This is a genomic window from Pseudomonas sp. GW821-FHT03C07 (assembly GCF_059420925.1).
Genome location: NZ_JBWKUQ010000003.1, coordinates 321655 through 341102, shown reverse-complemented (window position 1 = coordinate 341102; position 19448 = coordinate 321655). Strand labels below are relative to the sequence as shown.

Annotated in this window: 17 protein-coding genes and 1 pseudogene; all 18 read right to left on the bottom strand. The window is 57.0% G+C overall.

All coding sequences use genetic code 11. The features are described 5' to 3' along the window. Positions 1 to 7: 7 nt before the first annotated feature. Entirely contained in the window at positions 8 to 526 is a 519-nt protein-coding gene (locus tag AC07VG_RS07815) for a type 4 pilus major pilin (protein ID WP_495020788.1), read from the bottom strand. A 20-nt stretch (positions 527 to 546) separates the two neighbouring features. Beyond that, positions 547 to 1638 (bottom strand): type II secretion system F family protein, encoded by a 1092-nt coding sequence (locus AC07VG_RS07810; protein WP_495020787.1) that lies wholly within the window; start codon positions 1636 to 1638, stop codon positions 547 to 549. Beyond that, positions 1628 to 3265, bottom strand: a complete 1638-nt coding sequence (locus tag AC07VG_RS07805; RefSeq protein ID WP_495020786.1) for a GspE/PulE family protein — start codon at positions 3263 to 3265, stop codon at positions 1628 to 1630. Before AC07VG_RS07805 ends, AC07VG_RS07810 begins: the two co-directional genes overlap by 11 nt. A 12-nt stretch (positions 3266 to 3277) precedes the next feature. Next, the gene (gene pilP, locus AC07VG_RS07800; RefSeq protein WP_495020785.1) at positions 3278 to 3865 is read right to left on the bottom strand and encodes a type IV pilus biogenesis protein PilP; all 588 of its coding nucleotides are present in this window, start codon (positions 3863 to 3865) and stop codon (positions 3278 to 3280) included. Continuing rightward, positions 3855 to 5183 carry a type 4b pilus protein PilO2 gene (gene pilO2 / locus AC07VG_RS07795; RefSeq protein WP_495020784.1) on the bottom strand — a complete coding sequence of 443 codons (1329 nt, stop codon included), beginning with the start codon at positions 5181 to 5183 and terminating at the stop codon, positions 3855 to 3857. Before pilO2 ends, pilP begins: the two co-directional genes overlap by 11 nt. Positions 5184 to 5186: 3 nt before the next feature. Beyond that, positions 5187 to 6995 carry a PilN family type IVB pilus formation outer membrane protein gene (gene pilN / locus AC07VG_RS07790; protein ID WP_495020783.1) on the bottom strand — a complete coding sequence of 603 codons (1809 nt, stop codon included), beginning with the start codon at positions 6993 to 6995 and terminating at the stop codon, positions 5187 to 5189. Continuing rightward, positions 6992 to 8170 carry a PFGI-1 class ICE element type IV pilus protein PilL2 gene (gene pilL2 / locus AC07VG_RS07785; RefSeq protein ID WP_495020782.1) on the bottom strand — a complete coding sequence of 393 codons (1179 nt, stop codon included), beginning with the start codon at positions 8168 to 8170 and terminating at the stop codon, positions 6992 to 6994. Before pilL2 ends, pilN begins: the two co-directional genes overlap by 4 nt. Before the next feature lie 198 nt (positions 8171 to 8368). Next, a complete protein-coding gene (locus tag AC07VG_RS07780; RefSeq protein WP_495020781.1) occupies positions 8369 to 8791 on the bottom strand; it encodes a hypothetical protein in 423 nt (140 codons plus the stop codon). Next, positions 8788 to 9186, bottom strand: a complete 399-nt coding sequence (locus AC07VG_RS07775; RefSeq protein ID WP_495020780.1) for a toxin-antitoxin system TumE family protein — start codon at positions 9184 to 9186, stop codon at positions 8788 to 8790. The genes AC07VG_RS07780 and AC07VG_RS07775 overlap by 4 nt, the downstream gene beginning before the upstream one ends. Before the next feature lie 7 nt (positions 9187 to 9193). Beyond that, positions 9194 to 10616 (bottom strand): annotated as a pseudogene (locus AC07VG_RS07770) (helicase-related protein). Beyond that, the gene (locus AC07VG_RS07765) at positions 10613 to 12475 is read right to left on the bottom strand and encodes a hypothetical protein (protein ID WP_495020779.1); all 1863 of its coding nucleotides are present in this window, start codon (positions 12473 to 12475) and stop codon (positions 10613 to 10615) included. The pseudogene AC07VG_RS07770 and the gene AC07VG_RS07765 overlap by 4 nt, the downstream one beginning before the upstream one ends. A 136-nt stretch (positions 12476 to 12611) precedes the next feature. Further along, complete coding sequence (topA, locus tag AC07VG_RS07760; RefSeq protein WP_495020778.1) at positions 12612 to 14516, bottom strand: type I DNA topoisomerase; 1905 nt, start codon at positions 14514 to 14516, stop codon at positions 12612 to 12614. A gap of 98 nt (positions 14517 to 14614) precedes the next feature. After that, positions 14615 to 14812 carry a CrpP family ICE-associated protein gene (locus tag AC07VG_RS07755; RefSeq protein ID WP_248767873.1) on the bottom strand — a complete coding sequence of 66 codons (198 nt, stop codon included), beginning with the start codon at positions 14810 to 14812 and terminating at the stop codon, positions 14615 to 14617. A gap of 484 nt (positions 14813 to 15296) precedes the next feature. Beyond that, positions 15297 to 15782, bottom strand: coding sequence for a single-stranded DNA-binding protein (locus AC07VG_RS07750; RefSeq protein WP_495020777.1), 486 nt, complete (start codon positions 15780 to 15782; stop codon positions 15297 to 15299). A 15-nt stretch (positions 15783 to 15797) separates the two neighbouring features. After that, positions 15798 to 16343, bottom strand: coding sequence for a DUF3158 family protein (locus AC07VG_RS07745; protein ID WP_495020776.1), 546 nt, complete (start codon positions 16341 to 16343; stop codon positions 15798 to 15800). Continuing rightward, the gene (locus AC07VG_RS07740; protein ID WP_495020775.1) at positions 16343 to 17068 is read right to left on the bottom strand and encodes a PFL_4669 family integrating conjugative element protein; all 726 of its coding nucleotides are present in this window, start codon (positions 17066 to 17068) and stop codon (positions 16343 to 16345) included. Before AC07VG_RS07740 ends, AC07VG_RS07745 begins: the two co-directional genes overlap by 1 nt. 346 nt (positions 17069 to 17414) lie before the next feature. Continuing rightward, complete coding sequence (locus tag AC07VG_RS07735; protein ID WP_495020774.1) at positions 17415 to 18731, bottom strand: STY4528 family pathogenicity island replication protein; 1317 nt, start codon at positions 18729 to 18731, stop codon at positions 17415 to 17417. Continuing rightward, the gene (locus AC07VG_RS07730; protein ID WP_495020773.1) at positions 18728 to 19438 is read right to left on the bottom strand and encodes a DUF2857 domain-containing protein; all 711 of its coding nucleotides are present in this window, start codon (positions 19436 to 19438) and stop codon (positions 18728 to 18730) included. The genes AC07VG_RS07735 and AC07VG_RS07730 overlap by 4 nt, the downstream gene beginning before the upstream one ends. Positions 19439 to 19448 lie beyond the last annotated feature (10 nt).

Below are 19448 nucleotides of genomic sequence, written 5' to 3'. Positions count from 1 at the left end.
GGGCTCCTCAGAATACGGTCCAGGCCAGGGTGTTGTTGCTCGTGTCAGTGCAACTGGCGGCTGCGTTTGCGGAGGTGACTTCACCAGTAATCGCTGATCCGCCGTTGATCGATGTTGTACCCTTTTGTCCGCGGCTGAGTTTGGTTGCCAGGGTCATACAAGCGTCCTGGGCCAGGCCATTTGCGGTAATGACGAAGTTCATACCGCCAGATACAACGGTAACGGCACCATTCCAGGCGTTGTACAAAGTCGACCCCGAGAAGCTCATATTGGGCAACCCTTTGCTGGCAACGAGCTGCGCTACCAGGTCGGTGCCAGAGGCGCCGTACCCTGCGCTGCCTTTGAGTTTTCGCGTATTAACGATTAGTTGGCTGATGTTCGATTGTTCGTTGCTGATATCTGAGTTGGAGAGCAAAGAGCTGCCGTTGTAGATTGCGTAGCCGATACCAATCGCGATGCAGATCAGGACGAAGAGCATAGAAAGGTCGATGAAACCGTGTTGCCGGTTGCGCGTGCTGTGTTGCATAGGAAGGTCCTCGTGATGGGTCAGCGTTGAATCGTGTTGGTGATGTCGGCTTGCATGCTGTACGTCCCAATCAGGACCAGGATCATCAGCACGCCAATGGCCACAGACGAAAAGATCAGCAGGCTCTTGGAGTACCGCTCGACGTTCTTTAGTGAGTTGTCTAGCCAGCGGTTACTGAAGCGATGGATGGCTTCTGAGAAGCCCTTGCGGGTGGCAAGAACGCAGAGAAACTGAACCGCCTGTTTGTCCGGAAAGTCATGGCCGGCCAGTTTCAAGGCCATGCCGAAGTTCTTGCCCATGCGGACGCCGTAGCGTGCGGCGGCAAGCCGCTCGCGCAACCAGGGCTTTGCATTGAGCTTCAAGGCGTCCAGCGCGTCGATCTGGTTGATGTTCGATCGCAGCATCACCGAGATGTTGAGCAAGAAAGTGCTGCCGTGCAGGGCTTTATAGATTGACCAAGGTGGAAAACGCTCGAGGCGCACTCGGATCGGTCCGCAGAAATAAGGCAAGGTCGCTATTGAGATGACAACGAACAGCACGAAGCCGATCAGCGTCACCAGGCCCCAGTTGTTGACGAATGTCGAGATTGAATACAGCAGGGAGGGAATACCGGTCCACGACTCGGGATCGGACCTGCGAGCCATTGCCGGGACCATCTTGGTTGCGATGATGTGCAGCAGGTAGGCCATCAATGCCCAAAGCAGCGATGGATAGAGCGATGAGGAAAGGATCAGAGATGTGATTTTCTGCCTGACCTCGATGATACGCACACATTCGAAAAACGCCTGCAGCAGGTTGCCTGACTTCTCACCGGCGGCGATGATCGCGACTTCCTGGTAAGGCATCCAGGCTTGGCAGGCCTCGGCCAGTTTCTTGCCATTGCTGACACTCAAGCTCATTGCCGAGCAGGCCAGCGCGATCGGGTGATTCGGGTTCTTGCCTCCATCGCTGTAGACGTTGCCGACTTCGACCAACCCATCGTTGGGGCCGACTCCGTTCTCAAGCAGGGCGGCCATGCTCTCGTAGAACTGGATACGCTCCTTGCCGCCGAACTGCTTGCTGTACCAGAGCTCGGACAGCATCGACCAATAGTCGACGATGCTAGCCAGCATGCTTTTGCTCCAGGATGTAGTTATCGAAGTCGAGAGGCCCTACGATGGTTTCTGCCATTCGAGGATCAATGAGGCCGGCTTTGACCTTGATCAGGGTGTGAGCTGTCTTGGTGATGCCCCCCATCTGTTGGACCCAGTAATTACGGGCTTCACTGGCCCCTTTTTCGTTGAAGACTTTCATGAATGCGTGAGTGCTCCCCAAGACTTCAGCCACCACAGTTCGGGTAGTTACTCCGAGCATTTCACAGCGCTCGCAACCGTCCCCCACGAGATACGCATCCTCGATCTTCAGCATTTCCAGGCGTGCTACCAAATCGGCGTCCAGTTCATTGAGATGATCTTTAGCCGGTTTTCGACAGCATTCGCAAAGGACCGGCAGAAGTGACTGATTCACGACTCCTGTCAGAAGGGCGGGGTCGGTGACAAGACTTCTGTCCATGCCCATGTCGATGAGACGTTGTAGCGAAGCGACCGCGTTGTTGGTGTGTAAGGTTGATAACACCAAGTGGCCCGTGAGGCCGCCCGAGAAGGCGGCGATGCAGGACTCCAGGTCACGTACCTCGCCGTACATGAGGATGTCCGGATCCAGACGCATCGAGTTGGCGATGGCTTGCGCCCAGGTTTCGTCACTGCTTTTTGGTGACTGATTGGCCAGCAGTGGGTACTCAGGTGGATCCTCGACGGTCAGGATGTGCCGGGTGCCCCGCGTATCCTTAGCCAAAAGATTGATATTGACCTGCAGCGTTTTTGACTTGCCAGAGCCGGTTGGGCCGGTGATGAAGGTGATGCCATAGGGCAAACGATACAGCCGTTTGATTTGAGTGACCTGCTCCGGCAGGAAGCCTAGGTCTTCCATAGTCTGTTTGGACTTGTCGTCAGACAGTAGTCGCAACACCATCAGTGGCCCTGCGACCAGCGGCCTGGTAGCAACCCGTGCGCCGAACAAGCCCAATTGATCGACATATAGCCGGCTAACGCGAGCGTCTTGGCTAATCTCTGGCTGGTAGTGCTCTTTCGACACGTCGCACATACTGTTGTAGAGCGAAGAACACAACTCGGTCCCTTTTGAACTGGGGATTTCGCCGGCTTTCTTGAGCAGGCCATGCACACGGAAGAAGATCCGAGTGATTTCGTGGTCGACCACGAAGTGGATGTCACTGGCACCTGCCTTGTGAGCACGGCCCATTAGGGCAATGACTTCCTGCTGTCGCTGAGTGCTACTCAAGGTGGAGGTCGGTGAGTCGTCGGTCAGGGACTGCGCCTGGTAGATCGCCAGGATCTCGCTCATGCTCGACGGTCTGACTTCGAAGGTGACGTCATGCCGCTCAAGACGATCCATGAACGCCATTACGTAGTGGTCTGTGAGGTGTTGCGTGGAAACGTAGAGGTGTCCGTCATCGGTCAATGCGCAGAGCTGACGCAGCTCGGGTTTGAGCTCCCAGACTTCTCCGACGGCTGTCAGGACTCGCCCAACCGCGATGGAGAAGTCACCCGCCAGTTCCTGATTGATTGCCGGAGTCTCTGGATCTGCCAGTGTCAGGCGCGGCGTTGACGTACTACCCAGATTGAGAGTGTGAGCGTCGGCAATCGGCACCGGAGCGATCTGCTGCTGTGACAATGTTGTCATGGTGAAAGCGCCTCAACGTTGACCGGAAAGGGTGACAGGAGACGGTTGCCCCATTGGGATTCCTGCTCCTGGTAGCCCTGAAGCAGGCATGCGACCTGAATCGAAGCTGGCCGACGGCGCCCTGGAGGAGAAGCCAAGGGGAAAGCGTTTCCCGGCACGAGAGAGGACCACGTTGTCCAGGCTGATGCTTTCCAGCTTGTAGCCACCGGGCAAATCCTGACCACCGCTCGCGTCGACTTCGTAACCTCCGCTGTAGAGCAAAGTGGCACGCAGCGCTCGGCTGGAACCGGACACCAGCTTCACAACCGGAAGTTGCTCCCCTAAACCCGAACCGAATTGGTCGGGGGCAAAGGGAGGTGGTTGGTAGGCCGGGGCTGGCGATGCGTCGGTCCGCGGGCTATCCCCATCGATAGACCGAATGGCCTTGGCCCGTTCGGCCTTTGCCTTGTACAAGAAGGTCTCGCTTTGCACGGCTGAGAGCTCCCCCACGGTGATGCCGGCGGAAGTGGATGCAGAGGGCGGGCTTTCTGATGCCTGGCTCATTCCCGACAAACAGGTGATGGTCAACAGTGCTGGCAGGAATACGTATTTAGTTTGCATAGAGGTCTCCAGTCACCGACCAGGTCAGCTGGTCGCTCTGCAGTTGAGTCTTGATTTCGCGTAACCGAAGCCCTGTGCCCGGTGCATTTCGCAGGACAATGGCAGGAGGCAGTGGGCTGCTGAATTGCAGTTCGAAATGCTTCCACTTGGGGAGAGGTGGTGCCGGTGGGGCTTTACCGCCTGGGAGCGTCGCAGGCGCGGGTGCCTGCACTGGTAGCTCTTTGATCGTCGGCTCCAGGCCTTGGCCATGCAACCAGGAGGTCATGAGTGCCAGTGCTTCACTTGCTTCGAGCAGTGGCTCGTCGCCGGCGAGATCCAGCTTTAGGCTGACCTTCACGGCGGCACTGTTACCGCCATCGAAGAAAGCTGGTTCATCGGCAAAGTGGCCACGCGTGGCCGCGATAAACCCGCTGGCGGTGCTGTTGCCGGTGCGTTTGAACGTAGCGGAGACCAGGCCGCCATCACACTGGGCGGAGGTGAAGATCCAGCCCTCGATGCTCGGAGGAATTTGATCAATGGATCCGTTGCACCCTGCGATGAAGTCCGCGATACCGGGCCGTTTTGCCCAGGGATGTTCCAGCGCCTGCAGCGTTTGCGGCTGATTGGAGCGGGCATTCAGTGCTTCGAGCTCAGCCTGGTGCTGCTTTTCAAGGGCAATGGCTGCTTCCCGGGCCAGGCGCGTTTTATGCGCCTCCCATTGTTGCCAGCCAATAAGAGCTCCAATGACCAGGGTCCCAGCCAGCGATAGGCGAATCAACTCGCTCCTGGACAACCCGAAGGTCAGGGGGCGTAACCGGTATTCACGGCGCAGATTTCGCGGCTGGAGCAGTGATTCAACATCAAGGACGTCACCACCGCGTCCGAACTCTGGGGGCAGGTAGGTATCTTTGAAGACGATCGTACTGCTGAGCATCTGGGCGACTTTGCGCTGGATGTCCTCGGCGGTACCGACATGGTCGCAACCGGGAAGCACGGCGCCCTGGTCGACAGCGACCAGAGCGTATCGATCCTCATCCAGTGATACACGCCATGCTGCGATCCATGAGTCGCCCAACTGGCCTGCGAGTGTCGACGCGAGTGAGTACATGCCTTTCACGGCGCCGGCACTGTTGGAAACGAATCCGGCCTGGATGATCGATTGGTCGGCCCGGATGGCCACAATATCCATCTTCTCATCTCGTCCGAACTGTCGGGCCTCGCGCATGTAGCCGGTCAGACTGCCCAAGGGGTGCCACAACAGACCGGTGACAAACGAATTACCGTGGTAAGGCAGGACCTGGACTTTCGCCAGCTTGGCGGTTGTTACCGTAATAGCCATGAGCTACGCGACCCACAAGGCGGTCGCCGGCGACAAGGCGGCGATCCGACCAAAGACTTCATCATTCACAGCCTGACCCAGCAGGATCGGTGTGATCAGCACAACCAGGACGCTGTGAGTGGAGGTCCGAACCTGTGAACCACCGAGACCAAAGAAGCCTGGGTTTTCAACGCCGCTCTTGGTGGCGTCTTCGCTCATCTCGTCAAAACCGGACAGGATCAACGTCTGTCCACTGCGGAGCCTGACTTTGGGCCCCAGGCTTTTCGCGTCGTAGTCCGGGACCTGTGCGTTGGATCCGCCGCTGGTAAACGGCTCAAAGGTGGGTTTGGAGGTCATGTTGATCGAGATCATGACTAGCAAGTCATCATCCTTGATGATTCGCGGCAGCAGGGTCATGTTGAAGCCTGAGGTGATAGTGGCTGCGTTCAGGCTTGTAGTTGAACCCACGGTAGGGGTAACTGTGCTCGAGCTGGAAGGAATGTAGCCCTTGACGTTCCCGATCTGAATTGGGGCCGGTTGCAGGTTGAGCGTGGTCACAGAGGGCGACCGGACGTTAGAGACGCGACCCTGCTCTGACAAGGCCTGAATGATTGCGGTCGAGCCAGCCCAAGCAGAATTCGACCCGTCGACAATCCCCACCGAACCTGAGATTGCATTGCTGCTGAAACCCGTGACGGTGTTTTTGAGTGAGAAGCCAAATTTGTTGGAAAGTGACTTGTAGACCGCTGACATGTTCAGACCGAGTTGATCTTTATCGGTCAGAGTGACCTCAAACAACTTCACGTTGAAGAGCACTTGGCGTGTGATATCGGTGTTGGTCTTGTTCAGGTAGGCTTCGACGCGGGCCAATACATCCGGGCGATCCGTAACAGTGAGGGTACCGGTCGAAGGTGCTAGGTACAGTCGTCCAGGTGGTGACTGGCTGAGCATCGACCGCACATTATTCTGAATGTCGTTGAGGATCGACGTGTTAAGCGTGACCTTGGTACTTTGATTGCTGCCCGATTCACCACTGGCACCTGAGGTCTGTCCGGAGCCCCCGTTTCCGGAAGAGCCGGAGCCCAAAGTAGTAGTCATGCCTGATTTTACGGTGGATTCGATTTCAAGCTTGTCGCCGAAGGCGTAGACGTCGAAGACCTGGGTTTCGAAGTAGTTGACGCGCACAGCACGCTCGGTCGGCGAGTAGTGCCAGGAAAGTCCCAAGCGGGAAGTCACCAGATCCAGCAGAGCCGAAATCCGGCCATTAAACTTGATACCGCTGACGGTGGTTGGGATGGCGAATCCCGACGGGTCAAAGCCTCTGGCGGTTGCACCACCCATCTGACTTGGGCCTGGTGTCAAACCGGCAGGGAACAGCCCGGCAAGGCTTTCTGGATTTACAGGATTCTGCGTGGGTACGGTGGCTGGTCCCGACTGGGCTTGGCCACCTCCGGCCGCCACAGAGTTCAGCCCTGGATTGACCGCGTCTGGCGAAACAAGAACGGGGACGCCGCATTCGTTGGTGATGAACTGCGCCACGTCATTGATGGTTACGCTGCCGCCAGGCCTGAAACCGCGTTCGCAGTCGAGCGCTGCGGGTAGGCCGCGCTTGGCAACGACTGGTTGAGTAGAAACCCATGGCTTGTCGCTGAAGATCACCGTCTCGCGTTTTGGTTCTGGCTGCTGATTCCGTGCGATGGCCTCGTAGCGGGCACCTTCGGCGCCTGCTTGCTCGGCCCGCTGAGATGATTCGGTCACGCGTTGGAGCGAGCAGCTGGTGCAGAGCAGCAATGCGATGGCTGCGCAGCTCATCCTGAAGAACGACTTCATCACTTCTTCCTCTCAGAAACGTAAAGGATTCGCTGGCTTGAGCTGGAGCCTGAATTGCCATCGACGATGAAGCTGCGAGGAGCGCCGTCGTACAGCGGGAAAATCTGGGCAATCGCTTCGGCGAAGGTGCCTTTGAAATTCAGAGAGGCTTCAATCGGGTAGTCCAGGTCCTCCTGAGGCCAGATCAATTGCCACCCTGCGCGCTTGCACCAGTCAGCAATGGTCTGGTGCAAAGTGCTGCCGACTGGCGCAGTCCAGCTCAGGGGTAGAGGGGCTGGTTCAGGGGCGCGCACAGGGTGGGCTGGTTCAGGGCGCGCGACAGCGGCGACTGTTGATGCGGATATCGGCGCTGCGAGCGGTTTTGCCGCGGGAACTGCCTGGGCGACTGCTGTCGCCGGCTTGCTCTGCGATAAAGGGCCATCCTTGGCGGGTACCACTGGGGTGGTAACAGGTTGGGACATTGCGCCGGAGATCGGGGTCGCAGTCGAAACAGGAGCTGGAGATGTTGTGATACCTGGTTGTGTCGGTACCGCTGCAACGGTGACTGCTCCGCTGGTGATTGAGCTGGCAGCCAGGTCTTTGCTTACTGGAGGGACCTGGGTAACTGCTTTCGATCCTGCCGACAGTTCCGCGTTCTGTTTGGCGACGAGAGTGGTGGCGATGCGAGGCGACTCTGGCAGTTGATAGCCTGGGCGCAGGACATAGCAGACCTGACGATTCACTTCATCGACCTTCACCTGCCAGGCTGGACCTGCCAGCACCTGTAAGGTGTTGCGCAAGGTCATGGGGCCGAGCTTGTACTGCGCTGCTGGCAGTGGCCGGGTGTAGAGGATATTGACGTGGTCAGTGTCCGGAGAGCACAGCGAATAACCTGAGCGATCCACGACGTACTGCATGGCGTCGCGGACATTCGGGTGCATGTTGGCCGGAATGTTCACGTCGATGATCTGGGCCATGAGGTCGCGCTGGCCGGAGTCGGGCAGGGTGCTGACGAGGGTGTAGCGACCGTAGCGAACGACCGGCTCCTTTTCAGGAACGGCACCGCTGGGGTAGAGGTCCGGCGCGAGCATGTCCGGATTGCGGCTGCTGTCGAACGTTGGCTTGGGCGCCGGCGCCGTTTGGGTCGTGCAGCTGGCGACGAGCGCGAGCAGAGAGAGTGTGGTGAAGTGCCTGATCATGTGCCGAGAGGCCCCCTTTGATGATGGGGGACACGTTGGCAGGCAAGGTGCTATGACGCAGTAGGAAATAGATTCTTCAGGTTGGAATAATTTTATAGCGCTGCTATAGGCCGCGATCCAACGGTTTCTAAATCTGGAAGTGAGAAGATGAAAAAAGCCCGCTTGGCTTAGCGGGCTTTGGATGGTCTGAAGATTAGCTCATTTCTCTCTGAGGGTCACATGCGCTCTGTCGGCTTCAGAGCGTACTCCTGTGACAACAGTCAATCCATTCACAGAGAGGTCCACCGTGATGGTGTATTTTTTCACAAACTTCGCGGCATCACGCTCAAATGTGGCAGAGGCATTCAGCCACCTTGCGTTCTTGAATTTGTAAACAGGCATTTGAGGGTAATCCAGACCTTTGGCCTTGGGCTTCCTTTTGCCACCACCAGCGATCAAGGTGAATGAAGCCTTACGCTCCTTTTTCTCCTGATCTGCTTGGTATGCTTTCATCTCATCATGATCTTCAAAGCTGATGCTGTCGCACTCTTCTACTGGTTCGCGACGATCAAGCTTTTGGGCAAGCGAAGTCATCCGGGCGAAAAAATCCTCTTGGGTTTCGTGCCTAATGATTGTCTTCATTTGCTTCTCCTCTTGCTGAGATATTGCTGCCATTGCTCGTGAAAGAGCTCAAGCGTCATTTCCAGTGATTCGAACTCAACGGGGATGTAGGCACCCATGACATGTTTATGATGCTGACCATGTGCATTGTCGTACCCGATCACTCTGCCATTGTCGACAGAGCAGATCGCATCGTTGATATAGGCCATGCTATACGTATGAACCTCCCCTGTCGCTTCGTTGATCAAGTACTCGATTCGCAACTGACCATTGCCTTTTTTCTGAGGGATGATGTCAGAGTGCGAGATTTTCTTGAGGACAGGATCCTTCCCCTTGACGCCCTTCTTAGCTGCCATTGTAGACCCAATTGCCTCTTCAGTGCTGCGAGTGCTGCCCAGCGGAAAGGTGGCCATCATATCGCAACTACAAGCATGCAGTAAGCTCTGCCCTGTTCGCAGCAGCGGCGTCAGGCTCAATCAGATCCTGTGTTAGCTGCCGCTTATCGAGCAGCATCTGCCACAGCATCTGGTCGATGGTGTTCTCCACGAGCGGGATTTTTACCACGACCAAGCGGAGCTGACCATTACGATAGGCACGGTCTTCGGCTTGGTCCTGCATACCAGGCGTCCACGGCAGCCCGAGGAACATGACGTAGTTCGCGGCCGTCAGATTGTTTCCGGTACCGGCGGCGGATGTCGTTGCGGCGAAGACTCTCGTATCGGGATCTCCTTGGAATTTGTCGATCGCTTTCTGCCGCTTGGTGACGGAGTCGCTCCCCACTACGGTGACGCAGCCATAGCCGGCCTCCTCGCACTTAGCACGTAAAGTCCCGACCGTGTCCTTGAACTCACAGAACAGAATCACCTTGTCCTCGATGTCGAGCTCGGAAACCAGCTCCATCACGATCCGGACTTTCACTTGCTCCAGCAATTGACGCAGTGAGCCCAATCTGGCCAGGCTGGGCCTGTCTTCAAGGCGAATCCGATCATATTCCTTACGTTCCTCGACGGAGAGCTCGACCGGCAGGGTCTGCCGCTGTTTCCCCTTGAGACCGGGCAGTACGTCTTTGCGCCGGCGCAGCATCCAGTCGCCGATCGCCTCGCGCAAGTTTTTGCGAAAGTCCTGGTTGCCGGCGAACTGTTCGCAGAACTCCTTGAGCGGTAACTGAGGGTACAGCGGCGAGATAGATGTCAGTCGATACATCATCGTCAACCAGCTGCGCTGCGCGTTCCTGAGGCGGGCCGCCGAGGCTGATTCGAGTGATGGTTTCGGCGGGAACGACAGATCCATCGGTCAGCAGTTCCTGGACGGTATCGAGGATCTCGAATTGATCCTCTGAAAGACCCATCTCAAGGATCAGGTTGCTACGCACCAGCTCGGCGCTGGCGTCAATACGCCAGGAGCGGGACTGCCCGAGGAAGACTCCGCGCATACGCCTGGAGACTGCCACCACTCCGGGGTGGTAGTCGCCTGCCAGCAGCACTCCGCCATGGGCAAGCGGGGCGATCCGGAAGACCAGGCCCCAGGTGAAAGCTTGTCGCTCGGGCGCGCGTTGTGCTGCCTCCAGTTTTTCGCAGAAGGTCTGCCAGCTCTCACTGAATCGACTTTCGCTCAATTCCATCAGGCGGTGAAAGACCAGATCCAGGTCTTCCAGCAACTTGCCTTTGGGTAGGCGCCAGTAGCGGTGGAGGGGATGTTCCGAGCGGCGTATGTAGAATCCTTCCCGCTCCAGAAGCAGGCGGTTGGCTCCTTCGACGAACTGGAGTTGCAAGCCGAAGTCATACCCGTCGAACACTGCTCTGCCGAGTAGGGCGGGCGGCCGATTCATGAGACGCGGCCGGCTCATGCGTTATCCAAGCGCTGAACGATCCACTGGACGACCGCTTGAGCATGTCGGGACTTGTAACCGTTATCGCCAAAGCGTGTCATGGTCCTGGTCATGTCCGGCCAATCAAGGTTCACGGCAATGGTTTCCGTCTTAACCCGGAGCCAGAACCAATCGTAGGCCTTCTGTTCTGGCGAGTGCTGAGCGGGTAGGTCGTTCTGAAAACCCCGTAGTTGCTGTGTCACCAGATGGCGAGGTATGCGCTGGATTGGGGTTGACGCTGAATGTGGGGGCTCATAGACCACCTCGGCTGTGGCTAAGGACTTACCGTTGTGCCGAACGGAAAGCAGGCGACAGCTACCGTGATAAGCGCGGTAGTCGTAGGTGTCGACACAATGGTCCAGTGCACAGTGTTCTGCCGAAAGCTCGGCTGGGCAGGTGAGTTCGACGATCTGTAGCCCGTTCGGGCAATCGACATATGCGCCATTGACGAGGAACGTTGGCCAGAGGGTGTGTTCATCGGATTCCTTGCGAGCCCCCAACTCCCTGTCCATTTGCTCGCGGATATCATTCAGAGCTTGGTGGAAATCATCTACGAGCCGGCCGACCTGGTGATATGAGCTTCGGGACACGAAAGCTTGCAGGAGGTTTTTCGCACGTTCGCTTTCCGGAAACACGTACTCTGAGAGAGGATTGAACAAGTCCTGGAGGTCGGATAAGCGCGCTGCGATATGAGGCCAGGTGGGATCATTCCAGTCCGTCGGGCAGCCTGTGAACAGATGATTTAGGTTGGAGACGCGCTGCGTGATTTGCCACGGCAGCTTGCTCCAGGTTGAAAAAAACGATTTCCATTGCGGTTTGGTCGAAGGTCGACGGTTTCCCAGGGCCGCACCGGCCAGCAGCGCGTTCCAGCCGGTGTCTTTCCCTTCACGCTGGAAGTGGGTCAGTGAGCTTCCGATGTGGAACGGGCGCTGCCTTCCCAGGTAGCGGATAGACGATTGCGGTACTCCGAACAGCCAGGCAATCACCTCGTTGAGAGGCAACCCAGCGTCAGCTGCGACACCCAGTATTGTCTCCCCACCTACGCCAAATATGCCCTCTTCGGAGATCTCTGGTTCACAGGCGCTGAGCTCTGACCAGGGGGCGACGTCACAGCTTGGCCATGGAGTCGATTCTGCGAGAACCAGTAACGGAATCATTACTGGTTGTGCTTTTAGCGCCTGGAGCCTGCGTTGACGGTTCCCATCAGCCAGCCAGTTGTAAAGCTGGGCTGATGGACAGCTTGCCGAACGGACGGCGAATAACAACTCCTGGTCGAGATACCGGCAAAAGCGTTTTAACGCACCGCCGATCTGAGTCAGGTAGAACCTGTTTCGAGTCCCGAAATAGCGATTGTTTCGGCCAATAGGGTGGATTTGGTATTTGCGCTGGTATTTGCCGAGGTCAGCTTTAGACATCATCAGCGCCAAGTCCCGTGCATCCTTGCTGAACGAGGTCAGAATCGCTTCTCCGCCACCGTGCCTAAAGCAGGAAATCAATTTGGCAGCGGCAGCTTGGGTGGGTTCGGTCAGTGAGATGCGGTTGCCATCGCTGAAGCTGCTTGTCCAGATCGATTGGCCATCGAAGAGTTGAAGTCGGTTACCAAAACGGGCAAGAGCTGGACGTATCTGATCATCAGCTTTGCCCAGGGCAACGCACCAGCAACGGGTTGTCGAGGTGGAGCGCAGGTAGTGCCGAATGAACGGTGCTCGATCTTGCTCATGCAATTCGAAGTGGTCGGCCCAGGTGCCCGCGACGGCAAGCTGCCGCTCGGAGTAGATCTGGAGGGTTGGATCAAGCAACGGTTGATTGGTTGTCGGTGTTTCCAGCACAGTCGCCACGCATCATCTCCTCTGTCGACGCGCAGCACTGTCGGTCGTCAGAGGGGATGGGAGCTATGGCAAATACACAATGGAGAGAGGGTGAATTTCACACCCTGCAAGAAGGGGCAGAACGATTGCCTGCCCTTGTTGTGACTCACAACCCCCGTGGTTTGTTGAATTCGGGCTTGCCATTCAGCGTGGGGTAGCTGACCTGGCAACCGCTTGCTTTGTACGCGCTACAACCCCAGAAGTCATAACCGCCGTCCCCTTTCTTTTGCCGTCTCGCCAGGGGCTGGCCGCACTTGCCGCAGTTGAACGTTGCACCCGTCTGAGCAGCCCTGGGCGCCGATGCCATTGGGACGCTGGGCATGCCGCGCTGTTTCGACAGTTCGTCTTCCAGACGGCGGTGCATTCGGGCGACTACGGCGCCGTAGGTGTCCTGCCCCTGGGCGATCCTGTCCAGGTCGCGTTCCAGTTCTCGTGTGAAGTCCAGCTCCACGAAACTGAAGAACCCTTCAAGCTTGGTGATCGTCTCTTCACCCAAGGGGGCGGGCACCAGCTTGCGGCTTTTCTCCTCGATCAGGCCTTTGCTGGTGATGTTCTTCATAATCGAGGCGAAGGTGCTGGGACGCCCGATGCCGCGGCGCTCCATTTCCTTGATGAGACTGGCCTTGGTGTAGCGTGCCGGCGGCTTGGTTTTCTTCTTCTGCAATTCGCTGTTGTGCACCGACAGGATCTGCCTTGAGGAGAGTGAGGGGACCGGGTTGTCTGCTTCAGGCTCCTTGTCATCGTCGGTGTCGTCGCCCTGGAGCAGCTTCATCCAGCCGGGATAGCACAGCGTTTTGCCTGTTGCCGTGAAACGCAGAGGCTTGCCGCCAGGACCGACGGCAAGGAGTTTTGCAGTTCTCACGTCGTAAATGGCGGCTTCGAGCTGGCTGGCCAGCGCACGGATCCGGATCAGTTTGTACAGTGCCCGTTCATCTGCGTCCTCACCGGCTGACTCCTCGGCCCAGTGGGTTGGTGTGATAGCCGGGTGGCCTTCCTGGGCGCCTTCGGCGGCTTTGAAGGTACGTCGCTCATCGACGACCTTGAGTCGAAGAGCTGCCGCTACCTGGCGAATGTCCTCCATGGCTTCGTCTGGAATATTGGGGTTGTCGGTTCGGTGGTAGGTGATGACACCCTGTTCGTACAGGCGCTGCGCGACCTGCATAGTCTTATCCGGATCCCACTTCAGGGCGTTGCTCGCCGCCTGCTGTAGAGAGGAGGAGATAAATGGGGCAGGTGGGTTGCTCTCGGACTTGCGGTTTTCACAGGACTCGACCACAACGTTGCGAGTCGCCGTGACGATCTGGGCCAGGTTGTGATCCTGAATGTAGGGGTGGTCCTTACTCGCGAAGTCAGGTATCGGTTGCCATTCAGCGTACCAAGCGATGCCCATGTCCAGGTCTATGAAGTTCAATCGAACACCGAAGTGATCGATCACTTGGAAGTTGCGAATCTCGCGTTCGCGTAGCACCACCAGGTACACGGCAGGCGATTGCACGCGCCCAGCAGAGGTCGGTTTGCCCATCAGCCTGCGAAGCTCCTGGCTCACCAGGTAGCCGACTATACGGTCCAGGACTCGGCGGCATTCTTGTGATGCCACCCTGTTCAGGTCGATTTGCCGAGGGTTGGCCAAGGCTTCCTGCACGCGCTTCATCGTGATTTCGTTGAAAGTGATGCGCTTGTAGTTCGCAAGCTGCAGAACCTGTTGGAGGTGCCAACTGATGCTTTCACCTTCGCGATCCGGGTCAGTAGCCAGATAGATTTCAGTGGCTTTTTTTGCCGCGGCCTTGATTACCCCAACTGACTTGGCGCTCTTGTCCAGGATCACGTACACGGGGGCGTAGTTCTTGCGCACGCCGGTCGTGATCATTGTGTTGTCCTGGCCAGTGGCCGGGAGATCACGAATATGCCCACCACTGGCGATCACCTGCCAGTCCTCGCCTGGGCGCAGTTTCGCCATCATCGGCCGGAGCTTCTTCAGCTTGCCAGGTGCCTCGATGATCATCAGCTTCATGGGTTGCCCCCTCTCGATTGTTCAGAGAGGGACTCTCGCTGCTGCGCGGGTGGAGCTTCAATGGGAAATGGTCAACCCGAGAGGGGGGCTTTCAGCGGCTAGAGGTCAAGCGTCAGCTGCTGTGCCTGGGCAAAGCCCTTTAGCCACGACGCACGCATCGCGGGGTGATGATAGGGGCAGCTGCACACCCGTAGCCCTTTCCGGGCGGCCGCAGCACCGGCAGTATGCACGGCAGCGTGGGGGTTATTGAACTGACGCCTGTCCACCGGCTTCGAAGGCGTTGATGTTTGCTCCATTGGTCGAGTTCCCCGCAGAACGGATCAATAAAACAGCAGTGTCACGATTGGGCGATTTTTCTGAGTAATAGAAAAAAATGGAATTTCAGAGCAGTAGATTGCCGAAAGTCGGGTAAATAAATCCAGAAACTACACGAATGGCGCGATTTTTTTCAATGTAAATCGTTTGTCAGTCGGTCATGCAAACGGCCGGTTCATCCAGCCACTCAACCGTCCAGATCCAGCGAACAGGAATGCGTGCCGCATGGTCTGGGGACGTTGTCAAACCGTAGTAGTTCGGGGCGTTGACGTCGCTTTCATCGCAGTAACACCAGAAGATGGGACCCACAACTGGACGCTTCGCACCCACGATAACGTATCTGGTTATGTCCCTCTGATCATTGTTCATCTGCGACTCCGACTTTAAGCAATTGCTGAATGAAGTTGGGGGAGGCGATGAAGCGCCTCCCCCAGCACCGATAGCCTCACGAACGGGCCGAAATTTTTAGAACGGGATATCTGGGTCTGGATACTCGTCCAGCCCAGGTGCTGGCTGCGACTGAGGCTGCGATTGCGGTTGCGGACTCGATTGAGGGCTGCGAGGCTGTTGCGAGTTTTGATTTTGCGGAGGTGCCAGGGTCACCTCCGAAATGCGATGGGGAAGAATGGCGATTCGCGATGCCTGGATTTTCAGGGCTTCATACTCGCTGCCGTCTTTTTCCCACCGATCCATTACAGCCCGGCCCATGACCAATACCCGCATACCTTTCTGGAACAGTTTGGCGTATTGCTCCGCGTCCTTGTGCCACCACTCGACGTTAGCCCAGAACCCGCCACGGTCTTCATAGCCGCCTTTACCGTCTGGAATCGAGTTATCGAAGTAGGCGTTAATTCGCAGGAGCCTACGCGGGTCTTTGTTGCCGTTCTGGAACTCCTTGAATTCTGGAGTGGAGCCGATGTTGCCTTCCCAGCCTTGTACGGGCGTACCCATGAGTAGTCTCCGAGGTTATTGGTGTTGCGATTGGTTGGTGTGCTGCTGCAGGCGGCGCATGTACACGGCCTCTGCTTGGCCCATCTTTTCGGCGCACTCGAAGGCCTGTTTGGCGATCGAGTGCAGCAAGCTCATTTGCATGTTCAGGGTGATGCGCTGCAGTTCCATGGCGTAGAGGTCATGCAGCAGCGATTCGGGTGTTCTTGAAGAGCCCATCATCTCCGCCCAGACACCGACGCCCATCCGGCGGTCCGTGACCTGTTGCCACCTGAGGAACTGGGTGCCGGCTTGAGTGTTTTGCTCGGTCAGTCGAACGGGCACGCGGGTGAAGGGATATCGCCGGGCCTGGACCAGCACTTCCTGGGCAAACGCTTTCAGCCCCGACTCCTGCTCTCGACATAGCTCGGCAAACTGGGTCAGCTCCCCCTTACCTTTAAAAGGCTTTAAAAGGCCTTTTAGTGAGGCTGCCTGTTGCAGGCGCTGGAAGGCTTCCTGTTGCAGTGGTCGGAAGGGCGTCTGTTGCAGCACTCCATCGTCGGTGTTGGTCTGGCCCACGCCCATCACTCCTCGCCAGCGTCATCGAAGTGGTCTTCCACTTCGGTTTGCTGTTGGCCGCGAATGATGGGTGGGGCGAAGTCCGACCGGCGTGTGCCTTCCAGGATGTCCTGGGGCATTTCGCCATGGCGTTCGTACATCTTGCGTGCTGCTTCAGCCTTCGCATTGTTCGCGGCGAAGTCATCGCGCGATGCGCCCGAGAAGCGATAGTTCTGGGCCAGGGCAAAGAGCCTACGTAGCACTGCGGCGCCTTCATCGATCCAGGCTTCCATATCGCGACGCCCGACCAGACCGACATGCTGGGCCAGCAAGATACGGCGAACGACTTCGTCGTAGCTGGTCAGCAGGTAGACGGCCTGAAAACCGAGGGGGTTGGAGATGTAAAGCGGAAGGCTGACTGGTTGGATGGAGAGGTTTTGGCTGATAGTAATCGCGGGTGGCAGGGAGGCCATTGCCGTATCGAGGCGTTCTTCAATGGCTTTCAGCGACTCCTTGGACTCGCTGATTTTTTCCTCTATCCGGATCATCCACCAATCGGAGTAGGGATCGTCCTGGCTGGCCCCGCGGGCCATTTTGTTGACTACGTTGCAGAAACCAGAGAGTCCAATAATGCCGGGCTTGAGGTCGTCTTTTTGGCGTCCCATCCAGATGCGCGCGGCGTGGTGTGTATGAAGGGTGAGCTTCACATCACTGCGCAGGGAACCGATGTTGAGCCGGAAATTATCAGCCATGGTGCAGTTTTTCCTTGGGGAGAGGAGTGACGTGCCCATGCTGCAATTCGGCTACTACGGGTGCAGCAAGAAATAGATTGTCTGACGGAAGGGGATTTGTTGCGGTAACTGCATCTATATATAGAAGGGGTGATGCGGGCCGCATCACTCAGTGCGCAGCCAGCACCGGTGTCGGATCCAGGTCGGGTGATGCGGGCCGCATCACTCAGTGTGCAGCCAGCACCGGTGTCGGATCCTGGTCGAGTGATGCGGGCCGCACCACTCAGTGCGCTGCCGGCACCGACTACGGATCCTGGCTGAGTGTTGTGGGCCACAACATCTGAGCGCATTTGGCTTCTGGCTGAAGTCATGGATGTTTGCTCTGGCGAGGTTTCAGCAGATGCAGCATCTCGCTGAGCGTTTGATTTGCAGTCTGTATCGATTCAGGGCTACGTGGGGGAGCCGCTTCCTTTGCCGGCTGGTCAAATGTCTGCCTGGAGGGAGTATCAAGCTTTGGGACTGCAGGCGGATCCCCAGGTTTTTTGTTTGCCTTGTCATCAGGGCTCCAACTGCTGTTGAAGTCGCCACGAGCGGCCAGTCCGACAAGTGACAGCAAGTAACCCAAGGGGTTTTGAACCGTTCCGGATTCGCAGCGGTGTGCCCAATGCTTGATGACTGCGGGTTTCAACTCTAGCGGGACATTCTGCATCGCCGCCACGGCGCGATGTTTTTGATCCGGTGATAGACGATGCAGGGCTTGGAGCAAATCAGCACCAGTTTCATTAGCATCGGGCTGTACATGTACAGAGCTTTTACAAACAACGTTGTTTGTATCTGTATACGTACTATATGAGTTCGGATGCCGAACTGAGTGCGAACTCAGTGTTTTCCGGCTGAGTTCGGATTCCGAACTCTGGTCCAAAGCGTTGCTCTTAGCTGAGTTGTCACTGAGTTCGGATGCCGAACTCAGTGACAACTGAGAGGGATCTTGCTGAGTTCGGATACCGAACTCAGGTTCTCTCAAGGCAGAAGCTGCCTGCACCTTGACCCATGACTGGCTGTTCAGCCGATCTTCGACGATGTCCAGTCGACTCGGTAAGCGCTGACCGACGTCGGGATCGGCAGAGAATTCGCTCCAGGCAATTTCCGCGACTTCGCGTATCACCTTGGTCGGATGCTTCATGGACTGATTGAGTAGCTGCAGGTAGTCCTTGTCGCACTCCATGGCTTCCGCCGGGGTCACCGGTTCGTCATGGAGTAAATAGACATTACCCTGGACTTGGCCACTGAGGTCATTGCGAACGCGTCGACCCAAGCTGAGCCAGCGAGTCAGGCGAAGAGTCACGAGTGCCTTTGAGATAGTTTCACGTGACGCCGGTTTTCCGGGTTGCATGCCCAGGTATGGCCGCAATTGGTCATAGGTGGGGAACGCCGTTAAACCGTCATCGTTAATAAGTAGGCGAAACACCTGCCAGGTGTTTCTCTCAAGCGGTGTCAGCCTGTCGTCCAAGAGCAGACGACGAGGAACCGTCTCGTGAGGGTTACCGCTGAAGATGATGCCGGAGTAAGGCGCGGAGCCGGCAATCCCCGGCGGCGCCGACTCCTTTTTCTGACGCAAATGTGCTTCAAGGTGACCTGAAGCCGAGTCCAAAAGCGACGACAATGGAAACCGAGACAACTTCATAGTTCGGAATCACCTTCCGCCGAAGTCACTACAGGTTGCTGCTGTCGTTGATGATTGGATGCGACGAGTTGGAGCTTACGTGGGCTCCAAGCGTTTCCGTGAGCGGGTGGGTAGAGTCCCTCTTTGATCCAGCTCTGGATTCTGTTCCAGATGATGGCCAAGCTCAGGTTTTCCGAACTCTCATCAGTGTCGCTGTCCTGCGGTGAGTTCAGTTCCTCGGCAACCAGCATGGCGATATCGAGCAACTGAACGCTGTCCTCCAGTTCGACGACCTGATGTTCACTCATCAGGTGGGTCCACCTGTACCAGAGCAGGGCATCCATTTCTTCGCTGAATTCCCGCCACCGGCCTCTGCGTGCCGTTACCCCGATGATCAGGCGTTGCAGGGCAACATCCTGAGGTGACAGGCCGAAGAACTGTTGTAGCATTTGAGTCGTTGCCCCCAGACGCAACGCACGCTCAATCATGCGTACCTCTTCGTTGGATCGTTCGGCTCCTGTAAGAAGTTTCTTCAGAATTTCCCCATCAATGGTGACGGTGCACCAGGACACGGGGGTATTGAGCAGTAGACTCAATACCGACGGTTGCTGGAGCTGGGCCAGTATTTCTGGCTCCAATCCCATCTCAATACAGCGTCTCAGTTGGCCATTGCGCATGTTGTGCAAGATCTGAGACAGAATGGCTTCATTGATTGGTGACTTGGACATTTAGACTCCC

Bases quoted from the DNA above. Each gene is read 5' to 3' on its own strand.
- AC07VG_RS07815 (WP_495020788.1), bottom strand. From the start codon at position 526: ATGCAACACAGCACGCGCAACCGGCAACACGGTTTCATCGACCTTTCT.
- AC07VG_RS07810 (WP_495020787.1), bottom strand. From the start codon at position 1,638: ATGCTGGCTAGCATCGTCGACTATTGGTCGATGCTGTCCGAGCTCTGG.
- AC07VG_RS07805 (WP_495020786.1), bottom strand. From the start codon at position 3,265: ATGACAACATTGTCACAGCAGCAGATCGCTCCGGTGCCGATTGCCGAC.
- pilP (WP_495020785.1), bottom strand. From the start codon at position 3,865: ATGCAAACTAAATACGTATTCCTGCCAGCACTGTTGACCATCACCTGT.
- pilO2 (WP_495020784.1), bottom strand. From the start codon at position 5,183: ATGGCTATTACGGTAACAACCGCCAAGCTGGCGAAAGTCCAGGTCCTG.
- pilL2 (WP_495020782.1), bottom strand. From the start codon at position 8,170: ATGATCAGGCACTTCACCACACTCTCTCTGCTCGCGCTCGTCGCCAGC.
- AC07VG_RS07780 (WP_495020781.1), bottom strand. From the start codon at position 8,791: ATGAAGACAATCATTAGGCACGAAACCCAAGAGGATTTTTTCGCCCGG.
- AC07VG_RS07775 (WP_495020780.1), bottom strand. From the start codon at position 9,186: ATGATGGCCACCTTTCCGCTGGGCAGCACTCGCAGCACTGAAGAGGCA.
- topA (WP_495020778.1), bottom strand. From the start codon at position 14,516: ATGAAGCTGATGATCATCGAGGCACCTGGCAAGCTGAAGAAGCTCCGG.
- AC07VG_RS07755 (WP_248767873.1), bottom strand. From the start codon at position 14,812: ATGGAGCAAACATCAACGCCTTCGAAGCCGGTGGACAGGCGTCAGTTC.
- AC07VG_RS07750 (WP_495020777.1), bottom strand. From the start codon at position 15,782: ATGGGTACGCCCGTACAAGGCTGGGAAGGCAACATCGGCTCCACTCCA.
- AC07VG_RS07745 (WP_495020776.1), bottom strand. From the start codon at position 16,343: ATGGGCGTGGGCCAGACCAACACCGACGATGGAGTGCTGCAACAGACG.
- AC07VG_RS07740 (WP_495020775.1), bottom strand. From the start codon at position 17,068: ATGGCTGATAATTTCCGGCTCAACATCGGTTCCCTGCGCAGTGATGTG.
- AC07VG_RS07735 (WP_495020774.1), bottom strand. From the start codon at position 18,731: ATGAAGTTGTCTCGGTTTCCATTGTCGTCGCTTTTGGACTCGGCTTCA.
- AC07VG_RS07730 (WP_495020773.1), bottom strand. From the start codon at position 19,438: ATGTCCAAGTCACCAATCAATGAAGCCATTCTGTCTCAGATCTTGCAC.